The 19,404-nt window shown below is 63.8% G+C and carries 20 protein-coding genes; 10 read left to right on the forward strand and 10 right to left on the reverse strand.

The genetic code is table 11. From position 1 onward, the window contains the following. Window positions 1-211: 211 nt before the first annotated feature. The 3 genes from glnA to sseA all read right to left on the reverse strand — a co-directional run bounded on the left by glnA (window position 212) and on the right by sseA (window position 3,118). The gene (glnA, locus tag ACR65W_RS12815) at window positions 212-1,621 is read right to left on the reverse strand and encodes a type I glutamate--ammonia ligase (RefSeq protein ID WP_175092761.1); all 1,410 of its coding nucleotides are present in this window, start codon (window positions 1,619-1,621) and stop codon (window positions 212-214) included. A gap of 105 nt (window positions 1,622-1,726) precedes the next feature. After that, window positions 1,727-2,065, reverse strand: a complete 339-nt coding sequence (locus ACR65W_RS12820) for a P-II family nitrogen regulator (protein WP_014890136.1) — start codon at window positions 2,063-2,065, stop codon at window positions 1,727-1,729. A 174-nt stretch (window positions 2,066-2,239) separates the two neighbouring features. Further along, window positions 2,240-3,118, reverse strand: coding sequence for a 3-mercaptopyruvate sulfurtransferase (sseA, locus tag ACR65W_RS12825; protein WP_434501433.1), 879 nt, complete (start codon window positions 3,116-3,118; stop codon window positions 2,240-2,242). A 91-nt stretch (window positions 3,119-3,209) separates the two neighbouring features. Here sseA and ACR65W_RS12830 point away from each other — a divergent pair, with 91 nt between their 5' ends. Both ACR65W_RS12830 and ACR65W_RS12835 read left to right on the forward strand, forming a co-directional pair. Then, window positions 3,210-3,626 (forward strand): hypothetical protein, encoded by a 417-nt coding sequence (locus tag ACR65W_RS12830; RefSeq protein ID WP_014890134.1) that lies wholly within the window; start codon window positions 3,210-3,212, stop codon window positions 3,624-3,626. Window positions 3,627-3,714: 88 nt separating this feature from the next. After that, complete coding sequence (locus ACR65W_RS12835; RefSeq protein WP_434501434.1) at window positions 3,715-4,551, forward strand: DUF3108 domain-containing protein; 837 nt, start codon at window positions 3,715-3,717, stop codon at window positions 4,549-4,551. A gap of 16 nt (window positions 4,552-4,567) precedes the next feature. Here ACR65W_RS12835 and ACR65W_RS12840 read toward each other — a convergent pair whose 3' ends face one another. Next, window positions 4,568-4,960, reverse strand: coding sequence for a hypothetical protein (locus ACR65W_RS12840; RefSeq protein WP_434501435.1), 393 nt, complete (start codon window positions 4,958-4,960; stop codon window positions 4,568-4,570). A gap of 792 nt (window positions 4,961-5,752) precedes the next feature. Here ACR65W_RS12840 and ACR65W_RS12845 point away from each other — a divergent pair. Further along, window positions 5,753-6,505, forward strand: a complete 753-nt coding sequence (locus ACR65W_RS12845; RefSeq protein WP_434501436.1) for a LuxR C-terminal-related transcriptional regulator — start codon at window positions 5,753-5,755, stop codon at window positions 6,503-6,505. Window positions 6,506-6,625: 120 nt separating this feature from the next. On the opposite strand, the gene ACR65W_RS12850 is transcribed toward ACR65W_RS12845, so the two are convergent. Continuing rightward, the gene (locus ACR65W_RS12850; RefSeq protein ID WP_434501437.1) at window positions 6,626-7,417 is read right to left on the reverse strand and encodes a YdcF family protein; all 792 of its coding nucleotides are present in this window, start codon (window positions 7,415-7,417) and stop codon (window positions 6,626-6,628) included. Between the two features lie 58 nt (window positions 7,418-7,475). After that, window positions 7,476-9,152, reverse strand: a complete 1,677-nt coding sequence (locus tag ACR65W_RS12855; RefSeq protein ID WP_434501438.1) for an electron transfer flavoprotein-ubiquinone oxidoreductase — start codon at window positions 9,150-9,152, stop codon at window positions 7,476-7,478. 176 nt (window positions 9,153-9,328) lie between these two features. Here ACR65W_RS12855 and ACR65W_RS12860 point away from each other — a divergent pair, with 176 nt between their 5' ends. The 4 genes from ACR65W_RS12860 to ACR65W_RS12875 are packed head-to-tail and all read left to right on the forward strand — an operon-like array spanning window position 9,329 to window position 12,675. After that, entirely contained in the window at window positions 9,329-10,318 is a 990-nt protein-coding gene (locus tag ACR65W_RS12860) for an HlyD family secretion protein (RefSeq protein WP_434501439.1), read from the forward strand. Then, a complete protein-coding gene (locus ACR65W_RS12865) occupies window positions 10,315-11,244 on the forward strand; it encodes an ATP-binding cassette domain-containing protein (protein ID WP_434501440.1) in 930 nt (309 codons plus the stop codon). Before ACR65W_RS12860 ends, ACR65W_RS12865 begins: the two co-directional genes overlap by 4 nt. Next, on the forward strand, window positions 11,241-12,428 hold the full coding sequence (locus ACR65W_RS12870) for an ABC transporter permease (RefSeq protein ID WP_434501441.1): 1,188 nt from the start codon (window positions 11,241-11,243) through the stop codon (window positions 12,426-12,428). Before ACR65W_RS12865 ends, ACR65W_RS12870 begins: the two co-directional genes overlap by 4 nt. A 43-nt stretch (window positions 12,429-12,471) precedes the next feature. Further along, the gene (locus ACR65W_RS12875; RefSeq protein ID WP_175092770.1) at window positions 12,472-12,675 is read left to right on the forward strand and encodes a hypothetical protein; all 204 of its coding nucleotides are present in this window, start codon (window positions 12,472-12,474) and stop codon (window positions 12,673-12,675) included. Window positions 12,676-12,708: 33 nt separating this feature from the next. Here ACR65W_RS12875 and ubiA read toward each other — a convergent pair whose 3' ends face one another. Further along, a complete protein-coding gene (gene ubiA, locus ACR65W_RS12880; protein WP_434501442.1) occupies window positions 12,709-13,665 on the reverse strand; it encodes a 4-hydroxybenzoate octaprenyltransferase in 957 nt (318 codons plus the stop codon). Then, window positions 13,662-14,105 carry a hypothetical protein gene (locus ACR65W_RS12885; protein WP_434501443.1) on the reverse strand — a complete coding sequence of 148 codons (444 nt, stop codon included), beginning with the start codon at window positions 14,103-14,105 and terminating at the stop codon, window positions 13,662-13,664. The genes ubiA and ACR65W_RS12885 overlap by 4 nt, the downstream gene beginning before the upstream one ends. A 140-nt stretch (window positions 14,106-14,245) precedes the next feature. Here ACR65W_RS12885 and ACR65W_RS12890 point away from each other — a divergent pair, with 140 nt between their 5' ends. Both ACR65W_RS12890 and ACR65W_RS12895 read left to right on the forward strand, forming a co-directional pair. Further along, window positions 14,246-15,007, forward strand: a complete 762-nt coding sequence (locus tag ACR65W_RS12890; RefSeq protein ID WP_434501444.1) for a 16S rRNA (uracil(1498)-N(3))-methyltransferase — start codon at window positions 14,246-14,248, stop codon at window positions 15,005-15,007. A gap of 256 nt (window positions 15,008-15,263) precedes the next feature. After that, window positions 15,264-15,587, forward strand: coding sequence for a hypothetical protein (locus ACR65W_RS12895; RefSeq protein WP_434501445.1), 324 nt, complete (start codon window positions 15,264-15,266; stop codon window positions 15,585-15,587). Between the two features lie 26 nt (window positions 15,588-15,613). Here ACR65W_RS12895 and ACR65W_RS12900 read toward each other — a convergent pair whose 3' ends face one another. After that, a complete protein-coding gene (locus ACR65W_RS12900; RefSeq protein WP_434501446.1) occupies window positions 15,614-17,002 on the reverse strand; it encodes a glutamate--cysteine ligase in 1,389 nt (462 codons plus the stop codon). A 200-nt stretch (window positions 17,003-17,202) separates the two neighbouring features. Further along, window positions 17,203-18,123 (reverse strand): DUF937 domain-containing protein, encoded by a 921-nt coding sequence (locus ACR65W_RS12905; RefSeq protein WP_434501447.1) that lies wholly within the window; start codon window positions 18,121-18,123, stop codon window positions 17,203-17,205. A gap of 298 nt (window positions 18,124-18,421) precedes the next feature. On the opposite strand from ACR65W_RS12905, the gene ispH reads away from it, so the two are divergent. After that, window positions 18,422-19,390: a 4-hydroxy-3-methylbut-2-enyl diphosphate reductase gene (gene ispH / locus ACR65W_RS12910; protein WP_434501448.1), complete on the forward strand. Its 969-nt coding sequence runs from the start codon at window positions 18,422-18,424 to the stop codon at window positions 19,388-19,390. Window positions 19,391-19,404 lie beyond the last annotated feature (14 nt).

Here is a 19,404-nt window from a genome sequence, read left to right on the forward strand (position 1 = left end):
GCTGGGGGATCGCCCTCTAGGCGGATTTCAGTGAGTCGTTCTTTCGCCGCAATTTCGCTCGGCGAAATGACAGGCGCATGACGCCTGTGCGACGGCGCGGCCGCGCAGCGTGCGGCTCAAGAAAAAGCGCAAAAAAAACCGGAAGGCGAGGCGTCGCCTTCCGGTTTGACGTGATGCGGCCGCTGCGCGAAGGCGCGGCCGCGTCTGTTCGTCAGTAGCTGTAATACATGTCGAATTCGACCGGATGCGGCGTCATTTCGAAGCGCATCACGTCCTGCATCTTGAGGTCGATGTAGGAGTTGATGAAGTCCTCGTTGAAGACGCCGCCGGCCGTCAGATAGGCATGGTCGGCTTTGAGATTCGCGAGCGCTTCGCGCAGGCTGCCGCACACCGTCGGAATGGCCTTCAACTCTTCCGGCGGGAGATCGTAGAGATCCTTGTCAGCCGGTCCGCCCGGATCGATCTTGTTGGCGATGCCGTCGAGGCCCGCCATCAGCATGGCGGCGAAGGCCAGATAGGGATTCGCCGTCGGATCTGGGAAACGAACCTCGACGCGCTTCGCCTTCGGGCTGGAGCTGAAGGGGATGCGGCACGACGCCGAGCGGTTACGTGACGAATAAGCGAGCAGCACCGGCGCCTCATAGCCCGGAACCAGACGCTTATACGAGTTGGTCGACGGGTTGGTGAAGGCGTTCAGCGACTTCGCATGCTTGATGATGCCGCCGATGTACCACAGGCACTCCTGAGAGAGGCCGGCGTATTTGTCGCCTGCGAAGACCGGCTTGCCGTCCTTCCAGATCGACTGATGGACGTGCATGCCCGAACCGTTGTCGCCAAAAACCGGCTTCGGCATGAAGGTCGCCGACTTGCCGTAGGAATGCGCCACCTGATGGATCGCATACTTATAGATCTGCAGGTGGTCGGCGACCGTGACGAGCGTCTCGAACTTCAGACCGAGTTCGTGCTGGGCGGAGGCGACTTCGTGATGGTGCTTCTCGACCTTGACGCCCATGGCTGACATGGCGGCGAGCATCTCGCTGCGCATGTCCTGTCCGGCGTCGACCGGCGGCACCGGGAAGTAGCCGCCTTTGGTGCGCACGCGGTGGCCGAGATTGCCGCCTTCATAGGCCGTGCCGCTATTGGAGGGCAGCTCGGTCGAATCGAGCGTGAAGCCCGTATCGTAGGGCTCGGTTGAAAAGCGCACGTCGTCAAAGACGAAGAATTCGGCCTCGGGACCGAAAAAAGCCGTGTCGCCGACGCCAGTCGATTTCAGATGCTCCATCGCCTTCTTGGCCACGCCGCGCGGGTCGCGGTTGTAGGGCTGGCCCGTCGAGGGCTCGACGACGTCGCAGACGACGGAGAGCGTCGACGCCGCGAAGAACGGGTCCACGGCGATGGAATTCAGATCCGGAAGGAGCGTCATGTCCGATTCATTGATCGCTTTCCAGCCGGCGATCGACGAGCCGTCGAACATGATGCCTTCGGTCAAAGCTTCTTCATCGACAATCGAAACGTCGAACGTCACATGCTGCCACTTGCCGCGCGGGTCGGTAAATCGGAAATCGACGTATTTAACGTCGTTATCCTTGATCTGCTTAAGAACGTCCTTGGCCGTTGTCATGTGGTTCGATGCCTCTCTTTGCTGATCTTGCTGTTTAGCTGTTTTCGTATTGGGCGCGGCGGAGCGTCTGAAGATGTTGGCGAGAAAGCTCATGGGGGGCTCGTGCTAGATGGCGTCCGCGCCGGTCTCGCCGGTGCGAATTCGGATCGCGCCTTCGACGTTGGAAACAAAAATCTTGCCATCGCCGATTCGGCCGGTTTGCGCCGCCGTGCGTATCGCCTCGACGGCGCGCTCCACGGCGTCGTCCGCAAGAACGATCTCGATTTTAACTTTCGGTAGGAAATCAACGACATATTCGGCGCCACGATAGAGCTCCGTGTGGCCTTTTTGACGGCCAAAACCCTTCGCCTCGGTGACCGTAATCCCCTGGAGGCCCGCCGCCTGCAGCGCTTCCTTCACTTCATCGAGCTTGAACGGCTTAATGATCGCCTCGACCTTTTTCATCAAATCCCCCGCGCGCTTAGCTTAAGCCCCGGCCCGCTAGCGACTTTGGCTCTGCTGAAGAGCCGCCGAGCTTCTAACATTGCCGCCCTAGTCGCGCCATGGCCAAAGTTCCGGCGCCAACCCAGGCCTGGCGCCTATTAAACATACTGTACGCACTTATTTTCAGCTATAAGCCTAACTTATAGGCGCTGCTGGCTCGTCGACGATGGCGGGCAAATCTTCCCGGGCGCCCCATTCCGACCAGGAGCCGTCATACACCGTGGCCGGCGGACGCCCCGCGGCTGCGAGCGCGAGGCTGATGAGACAAGCCGTGAGCCCGGAGCCGCAGGTGGCGATGACCGGCGCGTCGGGATTGACGCCCGCCGAGGAAAAGGCCGCTTCGAGCCCGGGCTTGTCTTTCAGTCTTCCGCCTTCGAGGACATCGCCGAATGGAAGGTTCAGCGCGCCGGGCATGTGGCCGGAGCGCAAGCCCGGGCGCGGCTCAGGCGCCCATCCGTGGAAACGCTCCGCGCCGCGCGCGTCGACCACTTGCGGCCCGCCGAGATCAAGCGCGCGCCGCACCGCCTGCGCGTCGGCGACCAGGCTCGCGTCGAAACGGGGCGTAAAAACCGCCGGCGCTCTCTCTCGCGCCTCGCCCTGTTCGAGCGGACGGCCTTCGCCCCGCCACGCAGGAAGTCCGCCCGCAAGGATCGAGACCCGTTCCACGCCGAAGACAGTCAGCGTCCACCAGAGACGCGGCGCTGAAAATATGCCGACGCCATCGTAGACGACGGCCTGCATGCCGTCTCCAAATCCGAGCCGGCGCATCTCCGCCGCAAAGACTTCCGGCTTGGGCAACATATGCGGCAAGTCGGTGGACGGATCGGCGATCGCGTCTATATCGAAGAACTGCGCGCCGGGAATATGCCCCGCAAGGAACTCGGCGCGAGCGTCGCGGCCAGTCGCCGGCATGTGCCACGACGCGTCCAGGACAACGAGATCCGGCGCATCGAGATGCTCTGCGAGCCACGCCGTGGTGACGAAAAGCTTTTCGGGATCAATTCTACGCGACATCGTCCGCTCGCTGCGCCCGACGCTGCTTGCATCCGGCGGTCCGGCGTTCACAATACGCCGATTCGATTCTCACGCCATCGGCGCTTGACCCATGCTCGACATTCCAGGCAAGGCCTGCGGCTCCTGCTTCTTCTGCTGCAAGGTTCTTGAAATCGACGAATTCAAGAAGCCGGCGGGCAAGCTCTGCGAGCATTGCGTGCTGACGGGCGGCTGCGGCGTTTATGACACGCGTCCGGACGTGTGTCGCGACTACTACTGCCGATGGAAAGATGAGCGCAGCTTTTCGTCGCAACTGCGACCCGACAAGGTCGGCACGCTGCTGATGGACGACCCGGACAGCGACGAATACCACGCGGTCTGCGACCCGGAAAAGCCGTTTTCCTGGCGCAATCCTCTCGTATTCAGGCATCTTGTCGCCGAGGCGAAGGCGGGACGGCTCGTCGTCGCAAAGGCGGGGTTGCGGGCATGGCGCATTTTCGAAGACGGACGGTGGCAAGAATGGGCCTGAGCCTCACAGCCGCGCGCGCCAAGAATTCGACCGAGAATTCGACCGAGAAATCCGAGGAATTGTCTGCGCCGAGCGACGCTTCGAGGCCATGAGAGCGGCCGCCCGGCTTTCTTGCCTTGCGGCGCGCGGCGGCTGTGCCGCCGCCGCGATGTCGGTAGCGCTCTGCGCGCCCGCCGCCGCGGAGATGCTCAGGGCGCATTACGCCTTGAGTCTCATGGGGCTCTCCATCGGCAGCGCATCCGCTTTCGGCATCGTCGACGCGCAGAACTACCGCGTTGAGATCTCGATGCGGACGACAGGGCTCGCCAATCTCATCAACAACGCCAAGGGCGCCGCCAGCGCGAGCGGCGGCCTGACCGCCGGCGGTCCGTCGCCGGCAAATTACGCCAACACCACATCAAACAGCGAGGAGACGCGTACGGTGCGCATGTCGCTCGCCGGCAACGCGGTGCGCGCGGTGGAGGTGAGGCCCGCGCCCTGGGACGCCGAAGCGCGCGTCCCCGTGACGGAAAGGGCCAAGCGCCACATCGTGGATCCGGTCAGCGCGCTGATCATGCGCGTGCCGCCTGGAGAGGAGCTCACGGGTCCTTCGGCGTGCAACCGAACCATTTCCGTTTTTGACGGCGTGACGCGTTTCGACGTGGAGCTCGCCTATGCCGGCGATCACACGGCGCAAACGCGAGGTTACGCCGGCCCCGTCACCGTATGTTCGGCGCGTTATACCCCGATCGCCGGGCATCGCCCCGACAGCTCCGCGACGCGCTATATGGCGAACAATAACGACATCAGCGTCTGGCTCGCGCCGCTTCCCGACGCGCGGGTCGTGGTGCCGATTCACATCGCGATCGGCACCGCCGCCGGCAAGCTCGTCATCGACGCGTCGGAGTTCCAGATCGAGCAGCGCCGCGCCGATTTCAGGCGCTGACCGGCTTCGGCCGATTTCACTCGACGCGAACTTCCTTGGTCTTTTTCCGGTTCATGCGGTCGGACTCATATTCGAGATATCTGACTTCCAGAGGGTCGGCGCCCTTATTCGGGCGCAGACAGAATGACGGGCGCGGCGAAAAGCCTCCGTCCTGCGCCTCGAAGCAATCCGAGAAGCGCACCTCGCACTGAAACATCGTTTCGCTTTTTGGCGCCGCCCGCGCCACGACGGCGCGCGCGTTCTCGATCGCCTGCCTGCAGACGTCGGGGTTGAAGCCCCAGGCCTCGCAGTCGCTTTGCGTCGCCATATATTTGCCGTCGGCCGAACAGACGGGCGAGCGTCGGAACGCGTAGTAGGCTGAAAATCCAGCGGCCGCGACAGCGACAGCGATGATGAAAAACTTGAACATCGGACTTCACGCTCGCGAGATGGACTGTTGCCGCGCTCCGATAGATAGTCGTCGGCGCGCAGCGGCGGCAAGCGCAAACTGAGCCCTTGTACGAGCTTTAATGCGGCGATGCAGCGCAGCGGCGGCCCTGTCGATCGCTTGACAGCGCTTTGCGTCTGCAATACTCCGAAACCACCGCATTTCGGAACCGCGGCCGAGAGCTGCGAGCATTATGGCTCTCCGGACGCGGCTAGGGCCGAATAAGCGATGCAGACGCGTTCCCGCCTAGGTGAGGTCGACGTTGAACCAAAACCGAGGCGGGCCGACGTCAGCCATGCTTTCCACTTGACCAATTCGACGAAGAAAGCAACGCCGCGGTCGCGGATTGCAGCCTGAAATCTCGGCTTGTGGCGAAACCGGCAGTGTGTGTGACAGAAGGAGGAAACTATGGGCGCTATTCTTGAACTGACGAGCTATGCAGCGACCCCGGTCGGCATGATCGCGATCATCGTTATTGGCGCGGCCGCGTATTTCGCCGCCCGCTGGGTGTTCAGCGACTAAAACAAGCTTCAGCATACAAAACGCGGCGCGCTGGCCTTGGGCCAGCGCGCCGTTTTTGTTTGTCTGTTCGCCCGCGTTCGGCGCGCGCAAAGAGGCTTGCATCCGTGGGAGCCTGCGGTATTGTGACTTACGCTCCCACCTCTAACGGGCAGGGCGCGCCGACCCGCCGGTCTCCAGAATTGGGGTGCGTCCAAGGCCGGTGCGGGGCGATATCGACCAATACGCTGCGCTTCGCGCGGCGGCGGAGGCTGAATGGCTCCTACCTCTTCGATCAGGGCTGCGAACGATCACAGGGACGGCGTCCGCGCGACGGCGGAGGCGGATCGCATCGACGTCGCCATCGCCGATAAGAGCCCGCTGATCCTCGCGGGGCTGGACAAGCTGCTGTCGGACGACCGCCGGTTCACCCTTGTGGCGAAGCTGACGGACGGCGAAGAATTTCTCGAAGCGGCGCGTCAGCAGAAATTCACTATCGCCGTGATCGGATGGCAATTGCCGACGCTGCACGCCCGCGACGTCTTGCGCGCGCTGTCGCGCCAAGTCGCGGCGCCCAAGATCGTCGTCTACAGCGGCACCAATGATCCTGCCGCGCCGGCCGAAACTCTGCAGCTTGGCGGCGCAGGCTTCGTCTCCAAGCGCGCGCCGCCGGAGCGGCTTCTGGATGTGTTGGCCGCGGTGGCGGCGGGCGACATGGTGTTTCCCTTCGTCGATATCCGCAAGATGCGCAGCGACCCGCTGGAAAATCTTACCCTACGGGAGCGGAGCCTGTTATCGGCGCTCGGCTCCGGCCACACCAACAGTCAGCTCGCCAAGGATTTCGGCGTCTCGATCAACACGATCAAATTCCATCTGCGCAATCTTTTCGAAAAGCTCGATGTGCGCAATCGGGCGCAGGCGATCGCGCTCTTTCTGGAGATGAAGCACGGCGCATATCCAGGCGGGGCCGGCGGGCGCAGCATGGAGCCGGCGGGCGCGTCGCGCGGAAGACGGCACCGTTCGGACTAGACGCTGCATTTGGGCGGAATCGCCCAAATGCAGATAAATTGATCGATTCCAAAAATTTAGAGCGCGCTCAACGCGAAAAACCGGTTCCCACTTTTTCGCAGCGCGCGGGCGATGGCCGGACTATGGCGCGGGAAACAGCGCGTCGCTTTTTCCGGTCAGCCAATAGGCGACCAGCCCCGCCCACTCATGCGCGGCGAATTCCATAAGTCCGAGCGCTTTCGTCGCGAAACGCGGGAATTCGAGCCCGGAGTCGCCGCTGGTGCGATAGTCGACCGGATAGGCGATCACATCGAAGCCCGCCTGACGGAACACGCCGACGGCGCGCGGCATGTGAATCGCCGAGGTGACGAGCAGCCAACGCGCGCCAGGCTTGGGGCCAAGCAGTTCGCGCGTGAAGACGGCGTTCTCGTAACTATTGCGCGAGCGGCGCTCGTAGAGAACATCGCCCTGATCGAGTCCCATCTCACGCCAGAAGCGCTGCACGGCGTCGGCTTCAGAGTAGGGCGAAGCCTGCGGCGCGGCGGAGCCGCCGGTAAAGACGAGACGCGCATTGGGATATTTGCGCTTCAGCGCGATCGGCGCGGTCAGGCGCTCGGCGGCGTCGACCAACGCCGGACGATTGCGGCTGGCGCTTAGCCGCTCGTCGATCGTCCCGCCGAGCACGATAATGCCGTCCGGCGCCGGCATATCGTCGGGCGGCGGAGGAAAACGCGCCTCGAGCGGACCGGCCAGCAGACCGCTCAGCGGTCCGAAGGCCATCAGCAGCAAGGCGAGCGCGCTTAGTGTCGAGAGCGCGCGTCCCCAAGTTTTCCAGCGCGTGAACAGCAGCGTTGCGCCGACGACGGCGAGGAAAATGAAAAAGTGGACCGGCGCCAGAACGAACGCCAAGCTTTTCGAGACGATGAAGAACATTGGTTCACGCGACTCCTCGGCGCGTCATCGCGCGCAATGGCGCCTTCGCTGCGACCAATCACATATTCGGATAGTTCGGTCCGCCGCCGCCCTCCGGCGGGACCCAGGTGATATTTTGCGCCGGGTCCTTGATGTCGCAGGTTTTGCAGTGAACGCAATTTTGCGCGTTGATCACAAAGCGCGGATCACGGCGCGTCGCCTCATCGGCATAGACCACCTCATAGACGCCCGCCGGGCAATAGAGTCGCGCGGGCTCGCCGTAGATCGGGAGATTGCGCGCGATTGGAATCGCGGGATCGGCAAGCTTCAGATGAACGGGCTGATCCTCCTCGTGATTGGTGTTCGAGACGAACACCGACGACAGCTTGTCGAAGACGACATCGCTTGCGCGCTTGGGGTAGACGATCGGCGTGACTTCCGAGAGCGGCTTTAAAGTCTCGTAATCGGCCTTGCCGTGCTTGAGCGTGCCGAAGAAGGAAAAGCCGAACAGCTCATTCGTCCACATGTCGAGGCCAAAGAGCGGCGCGCCGACATAGGTGCCGTATTTCGACCAGAGCGGCTTGACGTTGCGCACGGGCTTCAAATCGCGGCCGATCTCGGAGGCGCGCCAGGCGGCGTCATAGGCGTCAACCGCGTCATGCGCGCGGCCTTCGGCGATCGCCGCCGCGATATGTTCGGCGCACAGAATGCCCGAAACAATGGCGTTGTGGGAGCCCTTGATGCGCGGCACGTTCATGAAGCCCGCGGCGCAGCCGACCAGGGCGCCGCCCGGCATGACGAGCTTTGGCACGCTCTGCCACCCGCCTTCCGTCAGCGCGCGCGCGCCATAGGAAAGACGTTCGCCGCCTTCGAGCGTCGGCGCGATCATCGGATGCGTCTTGAAGCGCTGAAACTCGTCGAAGGGAGAGAGCGTCGGATTTGAATAGTTGAGATGCACGACGAAGCCGATCGACACGAGATCGTCGTCGAAATGATAGAGGAAAGAGCCGCCGCCGGTGTCGGCCGCAAGCGGCCAGCCGAAGGAATGCTGCACAAGTCCATCCTTGTGCTTCTCCTTCGGAATGCGCCAAAGCTCCTTGAAGCCGATGCCGAATTTTTGCGGCTCGCTGTTTGCGCAAAGGTCGTATTTGGCCAGCAACTGCTTGGTGAGCGAACCGCGCGCGCCTTCGGCGAAGATCGTATATTTGCCTTTGAGCTCCATCCCGCGGGTGAAGCTGTCTTTGGGTTTGCCGTCGCGTCCCACGCCCATGTCGCCGGTCGCGACGCCGACGACTTCGCCCTCGTCGCCGTAAAGAACTTCGGCGCCGGCGAAACCGGGATAGATCTCGACGCCTAGGTTTTCCGCTTCCGAGGCGAGAAAGCGCACGACATTGCCGAGCGAGCCGATGAAATTGCCGTGATTGTTCATCAGCCGCGGCATCAACATATTGGGAATGCGAATGCTGGCTTTTTCCGACAGCAACAGGAAATGGTCCTCATGCACTTTCGTCTTCAGCGGCGCGTCGTCGCGCGTGCGCCATTCGGGCAGCAGCCGGTCGAGGCCGATCGGATCAATGACCGCGCCGGAGAGAATATGCGCGCCGGGCTCGGAGCCTTTCTCGATGACCACGACCGAGAGATCCGGCGCAACTTGCTTCAAGCGAATCGCCGCGGCGAGGCCGGCCGGTCCTGCGCCGACCACGACCACGTCATATTCCATAGATTCGCGTGGCGGCAGCTCCGTATCTTCAGCCATTTTCAATCCCTTTTGCCTTTTCTTGGAGGCATTCTAGCCTTTTTGCCGCCGCCGCGGCAAAAGGAGTTTCGCCTTCGGGAGGGGCTTTGTTGGAGGCGCCTCGCCGCAAGGTTTCGTCGCGCGGCGGGGAAGGTGCATAATCCGGCCATGCTCGATCCGCTCTACGCCCCCGCCGCATGAAGCGTCTCGCGGTCTTCATTGCGCTGGCGCTCCTCGCCGTCGTCGTTTGGCGCGTCGCCTATCGTCCGGCGACTCCCGCCGATGTCTTTCTGGGCTATGTCGAAGGAGAGATGCTCTACATCGGCCCTTACGAGACCGAGAGGGTCGCGAGCCTCGCGGTTTCGGCCGGCGCCGAGGTCAAAAAGGGCGATCCGCTGTTCACGATGTCGACGACGCTTCTCGATCGCGTGCGCGACGAGTCGTCGGCGCGCCTCGCCCAACTCGAGGCGCAAGTCGAAAATCTACGCGCGGCGATGAATCGGCCCGAGCAGATCGCCGTTTTGCAGGCTGCGCTGGAGCGCGCCGAGGCCGCTCTCGAATTGTCCCGCGCTGATTACGAGCGGCAACGAAAACTCTACGCCAAAGGTCATGTCGCGAAGGCCGCGCTAGATCGCGCCGAAATGGCCCGAGCGCGCGATGAGGCTAGCGTAGAGGAAGCGCGCCGGCAGGTTCAGGCTTCGCGCATGGCAAGCCGTTCGCAGGAGATCGAAGCCGCGGAAGCAAGCTTGAAGCAGGCGCGCGCGCAACTCGACGCGCTGAACATTCGCATCAAGCGCCAGAGCGTGGTCGCGCCCGCCGACGGCGTCGTGCAAGACGTTTTTTTCCGCCCCGGCGAGATCGTCAACGCTGGTCAGCCGGTCGTTGCGCTGTTGCCGCCGGAGAATCGCAAGGTACGCTTCTTCATTTCCGAGCCGGAGCTGCCGAAGATCTCGCTGGGCGAGCGGATGCGCGTCACCTGCGACGGCTGCGCCGACGACCTCTTTGGGCGCGTCAGCTATATAGCCAGCCGGCAGGAATATACGCCCCCCGTGATCTTCAGCGACAAGGAGCGCGCAAAACTCGTTTTTAAGGCCGAAGCGCGGCTCGAAGGCGCGGCGCGCGCGTTGCCGCTTGGCATGCCGGTCGCCGTCGGGCCGGCGCCGGAGTCGACGGGAGCGGCGCCGTGAGCGCTGCGAGCGACATCGCGATCGACGTGCGCGGGCTCACCAAATCCTTCGGCGCCAAAAAGGTCGTCGACAATTTCACGCTGCAGGTGGCGCGCGGTCACATCCAGGGCTTTCTCGGCCCCAACGGCAGCGGCAAGACGACGACGATCCGCATGCTCTGCGGCCTGCTGACGCCCGATTCGGGCGAGGGCGAATGTCTTGGCTACGACATTCGCCGGCAGCAGGAAGAGATCAAGCGCTATGTCGGCTATATGACGCAGGGCTTTTCGCTTTATCGCGATCTCACCATTCGCGAAAATCTTGAATTCGTGGCGCGGGTTTATGGCCTCGAAGCGCCCGAGGACGCGGCTCAGGGCGCGCTCGAGCGCCTCGGCCTCGTCGCGCGCGCCGACCAACTCGCCGGCGAACTGTCCGGCGGCTGGAAGCAGCGACTGGCGCTTGGCGCATGCATCTTGCCTGGCCCGTCGCTGCTCCTCCTCGACGAACCGACCGCGGGCGTCGATCCCAAGGCGCGACGCGACTTTTGGGACGAGATCCATCATCTGGCGACGCAAGGCTTAACGGTGCTCGTTTCGACGCACTACATGGACGAAGCGGAGCGCTGTCACCGGATCGCCTATATCGCCAATGGGCGGCTGCTCGCTTCGGGCACGATTCCGGAGATCATCGCCGGCGCGAATCTCTCGACGTGGGTCGTGACGGGCGAAGGCCTCGATTCGCTCAGCAGCGAATTGAAACGTCAACCCGGCGTGGACATGGTTGCGCGTTTCGGCTCGGCGCTGCATGTCGGCGGCCGCGATGAAGCGGCGATGGAGCGCGTCGCGGATCGCTATAGCGCCGAAGGCCTTCATCATTGGAGACGCGACGAGCCATCGCTCGAAGACGTGTTCATTGATCTGATGACTCGCGCTGGAGCCGACCCGTGAGCACGCAGGAAGACCCGCCGAGCGTCGTCCCGCGTCCGGCGCGCCGCGGCCCGCTCGCGCAGTCCTGGCAGCGTGTCGTCGCGATGTTCGTCAAGGAATTCATTCAGCTTCGGCGCGACCGGCCGACCTTCGCGATGATCGTCGGCATTCCGCTCATTCAGCTGATGCTTTTTGGATATGCGATCAACACCGATCCCAAACATCTGCCGACGGCGGTGCTGACGGGCGACGACAGCCCGATCGCGCGCGCGCTGATCGGCGCCTTGCGCGCCACCGATTATTTCAACATCAAATATGTCGCGCGCGGCGAGGCCGACGCCGACGAATTGATCCTCTCGAACAAGGTGCAATTCGTCATTCAAATTCCGCCCGATTTCTCTCGCCAGCTCGTCCGCGGCGAAAAACCGGGGCTGCTACTCATCGCCGACGCCACGGACCCGACGGCGACCTCGGGCGCGGTCGCCGCCGCGCTCGGCGCCGCGAATCAGGCGCTCGACCGTGAACTGACCGGACCGCTGGCGTCGCTTGCGCAGAATGCGCCGCCTTACGAGATCCGCGTGCATCGGCGCTACAATCCGGCTGGAGAGACGCGCCGCAATATCGTGCCCGGACTGATCGGCACGATTTTGACCATGACGATGCTGATGTATACGGCGATGTCGGTGACGCGGGAAATCGAGCGGGGAACGATGGAGGCGTTGCTCGCCATGCCGATACTCCCGGTCGAGATCATGCTCGGAAAAATCGCGCCCTATGTGGTCGTCGGCGCCGTCCAGATGTCGACGATCCTCATCGTCGCTTCCTTGTTGTTTCAGGTGCCGGTGGTCGGCTCGCTCTTTACGCTCACCGTGCTGACTCTGCTTTTTATCGTCGCCAATCTGTCGGTGGGCTACACTTTCTCGACGGTCGCGGTAAATCAGTTGCAGGCGATGCAGATGACCTTCTTCTTTTTTCTGCCGAGCATGCTTCTTTCGGGCTTCCTTTTTCCTTTCCACGGAATGCCGATGTGGGCGCAATATACGGGTGAGGCGCTGCCGCTCACCCATTATCTGCGCATTGTGCGCTCGGTGATGTTGAAGGGCTCTAACTTCGGCGATCTCGCCGTCGACGCCGGCGCGCTTGCGGCCTTCACGCTTGTTGCGATGAGCGTCGCGGTGATGCGCTTCCGGCAGACGCTGGACTGACGGCCCAATTTTCGGCGGCTTAACTTTGGCGCGGAGACAAACAATGTCGGACACCCAAGACGCGGAAGCGCGATTCAACTTCATCATGAAAATCGCCGCCGTCGCCGCGGTGGTGCTGACCGGCTATTACATCTGGTCCTTCTTCGTCAGCAGTCGCTATGAGGCGCTCTGCGGCGGCTCCTATTGGGAGCTCGACAAGAAACAAATCGACTCCTGTCTCGACAGGAAAAAGGAACTCGAGAAGTAGAGCAGTTCCGCATCGCGCGTCGCCCGAGACCCTCTAGAAAAGAAAGGCGAGGCTCTGCGCAAAAAAGCCTGCGAACAGCAACAGACCGGCGTCGCGATTTGAGCGGAACAGTCGCAGAGCGGTGATCGGCGCGACATCCCCTCGGGTCTGCGCGGTCTGCCAGGCGAGATGCGTCGCATAGGCGGCGACGCCGGCATAGGCGAACCACCCGCCGCCCGCCAGAAAAACGGCGACGGCGGCGCATGCGGCGGACACCGCATAGAGCGCGCCGACCGCCAATTGCACGCGCCGTCCGAACAATCTCGCCGTCGAGCGCACGCCGACGATCGCGTCGTCACGCATGTCCTGGAGCGCGTAAATCGTGTCGAAGCCGATCGTCCATGCGATCGCCGCCGCATAGAGAAAAAGCGCCGGCGCGCCGAGTTCGCCCGTGCGCGCCGTCCAGCCGAGCAGCGCGCCATAGGCGAAGGCTAATCCGAGAATCGCCTGCGGCCAGGACGTGAAGCGCTTGGCGAAGGGATAAATCAGCACGATCAGCGGAGATATCAGCCCAAGACCGATCGTGAGGCCGTTGAACGACAAAAGCACCGCGAGCCCGACGAGGCATTGCGCGACGAGGAAGCCCACCGCCGCCGCAGGCGTTACGCGCCCGCTGGCGAGCGGCCGCAGGCGCGTGCGCTCGACCTTGGCGTCGATCTCGCGATCAACGTAATCATTATAGGTCGAGCCCGCGCCGCGCATGGCGACGGCGCCAATGAAAAACAGCGTCAGATGCCAGAGATTAGGCGCCTCCCCCAATGCGACTGAGGCGAGCGCGCTCGCTTCCCAGCAGGGAAGCAGCAGCAGCCACCAGCCGATAGGCCGATCGAGGCGCGCAAGCTGGATATAGGGCAGGAATGCTGGCGGCGCGCGGCGCAGTAACGGATGATCCGCGATGGCGTCGGGCAGCGCGGTCGCTCCCGCCGAATCGCCGCTTCGCCTTATGCTCACAGCGGTCCGGCAGGCAACTTTGGCGGCGCCATCATACCGCCGCCGCCAGCCGCCGCTTGATCGCGCATCTCTTTCATCTTCGCAGCGGCCGCGCAGGCCTGCGACGCGAAGCCCTGAGTTTTGGCGCGCGCTTCCTTGAAGCCGTCGGCGACATTGTCAGGAATGTTGCACCATTCCTTGTTCTTGGTGATGTAATTCATCATCTCGGTTTCGACGGCGACGAGACGTTTCGCCGCGGGGCAGGCGGCTTCGGGATCCATCTTGCCCTTGCCTGCCTTTCCGAGAGTGTTGAGCGCCTCGATTCCCGCCATGCGCTTCTGGGTGAGCTTCTGGAAGTCTTCCTGACAGGCTTGCGCATGCGCGCCGGTAGAGGCGAGCAGCATCGCAAACAGCGAAAGTCGCGCGACAGCGCGAGAAATATCGACAGCGCCGATGATCATGTGTCTTGGTCCGCTCATCAGGCTCGCAGCATTACCAGCAGGCTTGCCGGCGACGCAAGTTTTGGCGAACCTGCGCGCAACAAAGCGGCGGCTTCATGGCGAGCGCGCCTTGCGCTCGCGTCTCCGCTTGGGAAGCCATTGTGTCAGCTTACGATTTTTCTGCGCAGCGCTTGTTCGTTCGTGACGATCTCGCGCCGGATGTCGAACTCGCGCCTTCAACTGAGGCGTCGAACTATCTGCTCAATGTCCTGCGCATGCGGGAGGGCGCCGCGATCCATCTGTTCAATGGCCGCGACGGCGAATTTCACGCGACGCTCGCGAACGTCTCGCGACGCTCCGCAAGATTACGCGTCGGCGAGCGGCTGCGCGCCCAGACGGATCGCGCCGACCTCGATTATTGTTTCGCTCCCCTAAAGCAGGCGCGGCTCGACTACATGGCGCAGAAGGCCACGGAGATGGGCGCCGGCCGTCTCCTGCCGGTGGTGACGCGCCGAACGCAGGTCCGCCGGCTCAACGCGGGGCGGCTCGAATCCAATGTCATCGAGGCCGCCGAGCAATGCGGCGTGCTGGCCGTGCCCGAAGTCGCCGCCGCCGTCGAACTCCCAGATTTTATAGCGCGATGGCCGGCGCGGCGGCTCCTCGTTTTTTGTGACGAACGCGCCGCGCTCGCCAATCCCTTGGACGCGCTCGAGGGCCGCACGGCGGGACAGGGCGTGAGCGTGCTCATTGGACCGGAAGGCGGCTTCGATGACGTCGAACGGGCCGCCATCGCTGGTCTGCCGAACGTCGCGCGCCTTTCGCTCGGACCGCGCGTGTTGCGCGCCGACACCGCCGCCGTCGCGGCTCTGGCGATCGTCCAGGCCGCGATCGGCGATTGGCGTTCTCGGACGGCCGCCGTCTAAACCAAAAATAAATAAATAGAAAATAAAGGGTAGTTCTCACGTGGCGCCGACTGTTTCGCCAGTGGGCGTCCAAGACACGATCCTGCCACGATGTTTGGCTCTAGTTGGATTGCAGCGCCGGAATGCGCCGCTCGAAGGCGAGGAGGTTCTCGTCGCCGCCAGCGCAATTACGGCGTATCGAGACATTGTCGGGATCGTAAGGCTCCGGAAATCTCGCGCGACGCGCGCGAACTTTCGGAAATGAGGCCCTAAACTCATGACCCTAGCCAACATCAGCCGCAGTAACCGTCTTCTGCCGGCGGGCTTTTTCGGCGCCATCGCGCTCACGGCCATCGCCGTTGCGCCGGCGCATGCCGACAATGTCAGCCAGTGCGCGCGATATGGCGCCGATTATGTCGCAGTCGCGGGGTCAAACGGTTGTGTTCGGCTCGGCGGCCACGTCCGCGTCTCTATGCCTCGCACCCCTGTCGCCCCATTGGGTTACACGGATATGCGCCGGGACGGCATGCAGCATGCCGCCGCGCGTTCCTCGCTGCCGCCGATGGCGCCCTTCGGGTTGCACGACCTCTTCCCACGCTAACCATCGCGTCGGCGCCGGCTCCAATATTATTGCGGAAGCACGCAATCGGTGAAGGCGGCGTCGATCGACTGCCCCCACCCACCGTAATAGGCGTCCAAGCGGCGCTGGGCCAAGGTGCGTCCGTCTTCGAGAATTGCTTCCAGCGGCGCAAGGAAAACGCTCTCATCGCGTCCTTTGGCGTCAAGGCGGGCGCGTTGGCGCAATCCGACCTTCGCCAGCGCGAGAACGTCGCGCCCAACGTCGCGCAGGCTGCGGCCCTCGATTCTCGCATCGAGCGCCAGACCGGGCACATCGGCGCGTAGCGCCTGACGCGCGGCGGCGCTCCACCCTTTCGTCAGTTCGCGCGCCTGATCGAGCCCGGCGGCGTCATAGAACAGACCGGCGCAAAGCGCGGGAAGGGCGGTGAAATGTGCGCGCGGGCCTGCGTCCGCGCCGCGCATTTCGAGATAGGTCTTTAACCTCACCTCCGGAAAGATCGTCGAGAGGTGATTGGCCCAGTCGGACATTGTGGCGCGCTCGCCAGGCAGTTGCTGAAGGCGGCCCTCCATCAAGTCCCGAAAGCTCGCGCCCGCCACATCGTGATAGACGTCGCCGCGTTTGACGAAATACATTGGCACGTCGAGCGCATAGTCGACGTAGCGTTCGAAGCCGAAGCCCTCCTCGAAGGCGAAGGGCAGCATGCCGGTTCGGTCAGGATCGGTGTCGAGCCAAATGTAAGACCGTTGCGACAGCCGGCCGGTCGGCTTGCCGTCGAGAAACGGCGAATTGGCGAACATCGCGGTGATGAGCGGCTGCAAAGCGAGGCCGACGCGCGTTTTTTGAACCATGTCGGCCTCGTCGACGAAGTCGAGGTTGACCTGCACGGTTGCGGTGCGAAACATCATATCGAGCCCGAGCGCGCCAACTTTCGGCATGTAGGCTTGCATGATGGCGTAGCGCTGCTTGGGCATCGTCGGCGTCTCCGAGCGGGACCACTTCGGACTGCAGCCAAGATCAAGGAACCGCACGCCCAGCGCTCGGGCCACGGGCGCAAGCGCCGCGAAATGCGCGTCAAGCTCGTCATGCGTGGCGTGAACGTCGTCCAGCGGCGCCCCGGAAAGTTCGAATTGTCCGCCGGGCTCGAGCGAAATCGCGCCGCCGCCATCGGATTGATAGAGGCCGATCAGCGCGTCCCGGTCGAGGATGGGGGCCCAGCCGAGCGTGTCGCGCAGGCCCTCTAACAGCGCCCGCACGCCGCCCCGACCTCCGGAGCCCTCATAGGGGACCGGCGAATCGTCGGCCGCATAGAAGGGGATTTTCTCATGCTCCGTGCCAATGCGCAGCGGGGCGCCGCCAGTCTTGGAGCCAGCTTCGAGCCATTCGACCAACATGTTGCGCGACGTGATCGGCGTCGTGTCGGATACGTCGCGGGCCATCTACGGGGAATTTTCCGTGCTAGAGGAGACGCGCGATTGCGGCGCGGGATGCGCCTCGCGGGTGAAGGAATCGGGCCGATGGATTGCAGGAAAGCGGGCGTTGCGCAAGCCTCCGCCCGCGCCGGCTCGCCGGTGCGGCGCGCCGAAGGGCGTCCAGGGTTTAGAACTTTGCGGGCCGTCCCGAGCTTGGCGGCCAGCCCCTAGCGCTTGCCGAACATCTGGCCGAGAATGCTTTCAAAGTCCGAGCGCGCGCCGGCGTTTTCGCCGCCGCCGCCGCGTCCGATCTGCAGCGTCTTCTTGATCTCTTCGATCGCCTGCTGAATCGACGCCTGATCCATGTCGTCGGGCAGGCCTTGGGAGCGCCCAGCGTCCGGGTCGAGGTCAAGCGGGCCGCCCATCGGTCCGCCAACAGGTCCACCCAAGGGTCCGCCAATGGGTCCGCCAATGGGTCCGCCGTAGGGGTCGGGCGCGCGCCGGCGGCCACCGCCGAGCAGCGAGCCCAGAATTGACCCCAGAAGTCCGCCAAGCAGGCCGCCGCCGCCAGTTACGCCGCCAGCTGCGCCGCCAGCTGCGCCGCCTCGAGGCGTCGGCATCGGCGCGGGTTCGGGCTGCGAGGCCCGCCCGCCGCCGAGCATTTGCTCCAATATGGAGCCGAGCGCGCCGGAGCTGACGAGCTGGCCGAGCACGCCGCCGAGGCCCCGGTTGCTCACATTTTTGAATAATCCGCCGATGAGGACGGAAACGAGCACCGGCAGCAATTGCGAGAGAATGTCCGGACGCAGCCCCGACTCGCGGGCCGCGACCTGCACAACTTGCCCAGCGGCCGCCGGCGAGCCGAAGAGATCTGCGAGCAGCTGTCGCGACTGGGCGAGAGAGTCCGCGTCCTGCACGGCGCCAGGGTCGTCGAAGGCGGTCGCGCGCAGCGGGGACGCGATATCGCCCAAGACCTTTTCGAACAGCAACGGCTGTTCGGCGGCGTTGCTCAGGCCGACTTCGAGCGCGGGAGAAAGGGCTTTGATGGCGCGGTCCATCTGTTCGTCGGAGAGGCCGAAGCGCTGAGCGAGATTGGAGACCAACTGGCCGCCTTGCGCGGACTGCAAAATGTCGTCGAGATAGGACATGCGCGCAGCTCCGTTCACGCGAGCCCGGAAGGCGAGCCCGCCGTCATGGTGTCACAGTCCGGCGGTCGCGCCAATCGGCGGCGGAGCTGGAAACTTGTTGCGGCGCGCCGGCGTCAGCAACGCGTTGACCGCGTTCGCCGAGGGGTCTCTCGCAGCGGATCCGCGCTGCGCCGGCGGCTTGACACCGTCGCGCATGCGCGACATTGCTTGCCGGCATTCAGCCGGGTGATCCGGATGGCCGCGTTTGGCGCTTGAGCGGCTCGCCGCCTCGGCGCCGCCTCTGCCAAAAGGCGCGAAGATGAACGTTCACCCCCGACCGACAAAGCCGCCGCTCAAGATACTGCTTTGCTCGCCGCGGGGATTTTGCGCAGGCGTCGTGCGTGCGATCGACGCCGTCGAGCGGGCGCTGGCCAAGTTTGGCCCGCCCGTTTATGTGCGCCATGAGATCGTGCATAATCGCTACGTCGTCGAATCGCTTAAGGCGAAGGGCGCGATTTTCGTCGAGGAGCTCGACGAAATCCCCGACACCAACGCGCCGGTGATCTTCTCGGCGCACGGGGTCGCCAAATCAGTTTCGGCGGCAGCGGAGGGACGCGGACTCCTCGCCATCGACGCGACCTGCCCGCTCGTCACGAAAGTGCATCGAGAGGCGGAAATACACAGGCGACGCGGCCGCCGGGTGTTGCTCGTCGGACATTCCGGCCATCCTGAGGTCGTGGGCACCATGGGACAGCTGCCGGACGGGGCGGTGGTGCTGGTCGAATCCGTGCAGGACATTGACCGGCTCAAACTCGATGACGAATCGAATCTGGCGTATGTGACGCAAACAACGCTGTCGCTCGACGACTCCCAGGAGATCGTCAGCGCGCTGATGCGGCGCTTTCCATTGATCATTGGCCCGCACAAGGAAGACATCTGCTACGCGACTACGAACCGCCAGGCTGCGGTGAAGGAGGTCGCTCCGCATGTCGCGGCCGTGATCGTGGTCGGCTCGCCCAATTCGTCGAACTCGCAGCGGCTGCGCGAGGTGGCCGAGCGCGCTGGCGCGCCGGCGCAGCTCGTGCAGGGACGGGGCGAGATCGACTGGGAGATTTTTGGCAGCATATCGTCGCTCGGCATCACCGCCGGCGCGTCCGCGCCCGAAGTTCTGGTCGAGGAGATCATGGACGCATTTGCCGAACGCTACGACATTGTCGTCGAAACGATCTCCAGCGCCGACGAGAACGTTTCCTTCCCTCTGCCCAAGGAGCTGCGGGCGATCGCCTGAGGGCGGCCCGCAGT

The organism is Methylocystis sp. (genome assembly GCF_051062815.1).
Taxonomy (GTDB): Bacteria; Pseudomonadota; Alphaproteobacteria; order Rhizobiales; family Beijerinckiaceae; genus Methylocystis.

What these genes read in the sequence shown, in the direction of transcription:
- glnA (WP_175092761.1), bottom strand. Translation starts at nt 1,621, where the DNA reads ATGACAACGGCCAAGGACGTTCTTAAGCAGATCAAGGATAACGACGTT.
- ACR65W_RS12820 (WP_014890136.1), bottom strand. Translation starts at nt 2,065, where the DNA reads ATGAAAAAGGTCGAGGCGATCATTAAGCCGTTCAAGCTCGATGAAGTG.
- sseA (WP_434501433.1), bottom strand. Translation starts at nt 3,118, where the DNA reads ATGTCGCGTAGAATTGATCCCGAAAAGCTTTTCGTCACCACGGCGTGG.
- ACR65W_RS12830 (WP_014890134.1), top strand. Translation starts at nt 3,210, where the DNA reads ATGCTCGACATTCCAGGCAAGGCCTGCGGCTCCTGCTTCTTCTGCTGC.
- ACR65W_RS12835 (WP_434501434.1), top strand. Translation starts at nt 3,715, where the DNA reads ATGAGAGCGGCCGCCCGGCTTTCTTGCCTTGCGGCGCGCGGCGGCTGT.
- ACR65W_RS12840 (WP_434501435.1), bottom strand. Translation starts at nt 4,960, where the DNA reads ATGTTCAAGTTTTTCATCATCGCTGTCGCTGTCGCGGCCGCTGGATTT.
- ACR65W_RS12845 (WP_434501436.1), top strand. Translation starts at nt 5,753, where the DNA reads ATGGCTCCTACCTCTTCGATCAGGGCTGCGAACGATCACAGGGACGGC.
- ACR65W_RS12850 (WP_434501437.1), bottom strand. Translation starts at nt 7,417, where the DNA reads ATGTTCTTCATCGTCTCGAAAAGCTTGGCGTTCGTTCTGGCGCCGGTC.
- ACR65W_RS12855 (WP_434501438.1), bottom strand. Translation starts at nt 9,152, where the DNA reads ATGGCTGAAGATACGGAGCTGCCGCCACGCGAATCTATGGAATATGAC.
- ACR65W_RS12860 (WP_434501439.1), top strand. Translation starts at nt 9,329, where the DNA reads ATGAAGCGTCTCGCGGTCTTCATTGCGCTGGCGCTCCTCGCCGTCGTC.
- ACR65W_RS12875 (WP_175092770.1), top strand. Translation starts at nt 12,472, where the DNA reads ATGTCGGACACCCAAGACGCGGAAGCGCGATTCAACTTCATCATGAAA.
- ACR65W_RS12885 (WP_434501443.1), bottom strand. Translation starts at nt 14,105, where the DNA reads ATGATCATCGGCGCTGTCGATATTTCTCGCGCTGTCGCGCGACTTTCG.
- ACR65W_RS12895 (WP_434501445.1), top strand. Translation starts at nt 15,264, where the DNA reads ATGACCCTAGCCAACATCAGCCGCAGTAACCGTCTTCTGCCGGCGGGC.
- ACR65W_RS12900 (WP_434501446.1), bottom strand. Translation starts at nt 17,002, where the DNA reads ATGGCCCGCGACGTATCCGACACGACGCCGATCACGTCGCGCAACATG.
- ACR65W_RS12905 (WP_434501447.1), bottom strand. Translation starts at nt 18,123, where the DNA reads ATGTCCTATCTCGACGACATTTTGCAGTCCGCGCAAGGCGGCCAGTTG.
- ispH (WP_434501448.1), top strand. Translation starts at nt 18,422, where the DNA reads ATGAACGTTCACCCCCGACCGACAAAGCCGCCGCTCAAGATACTGCTT.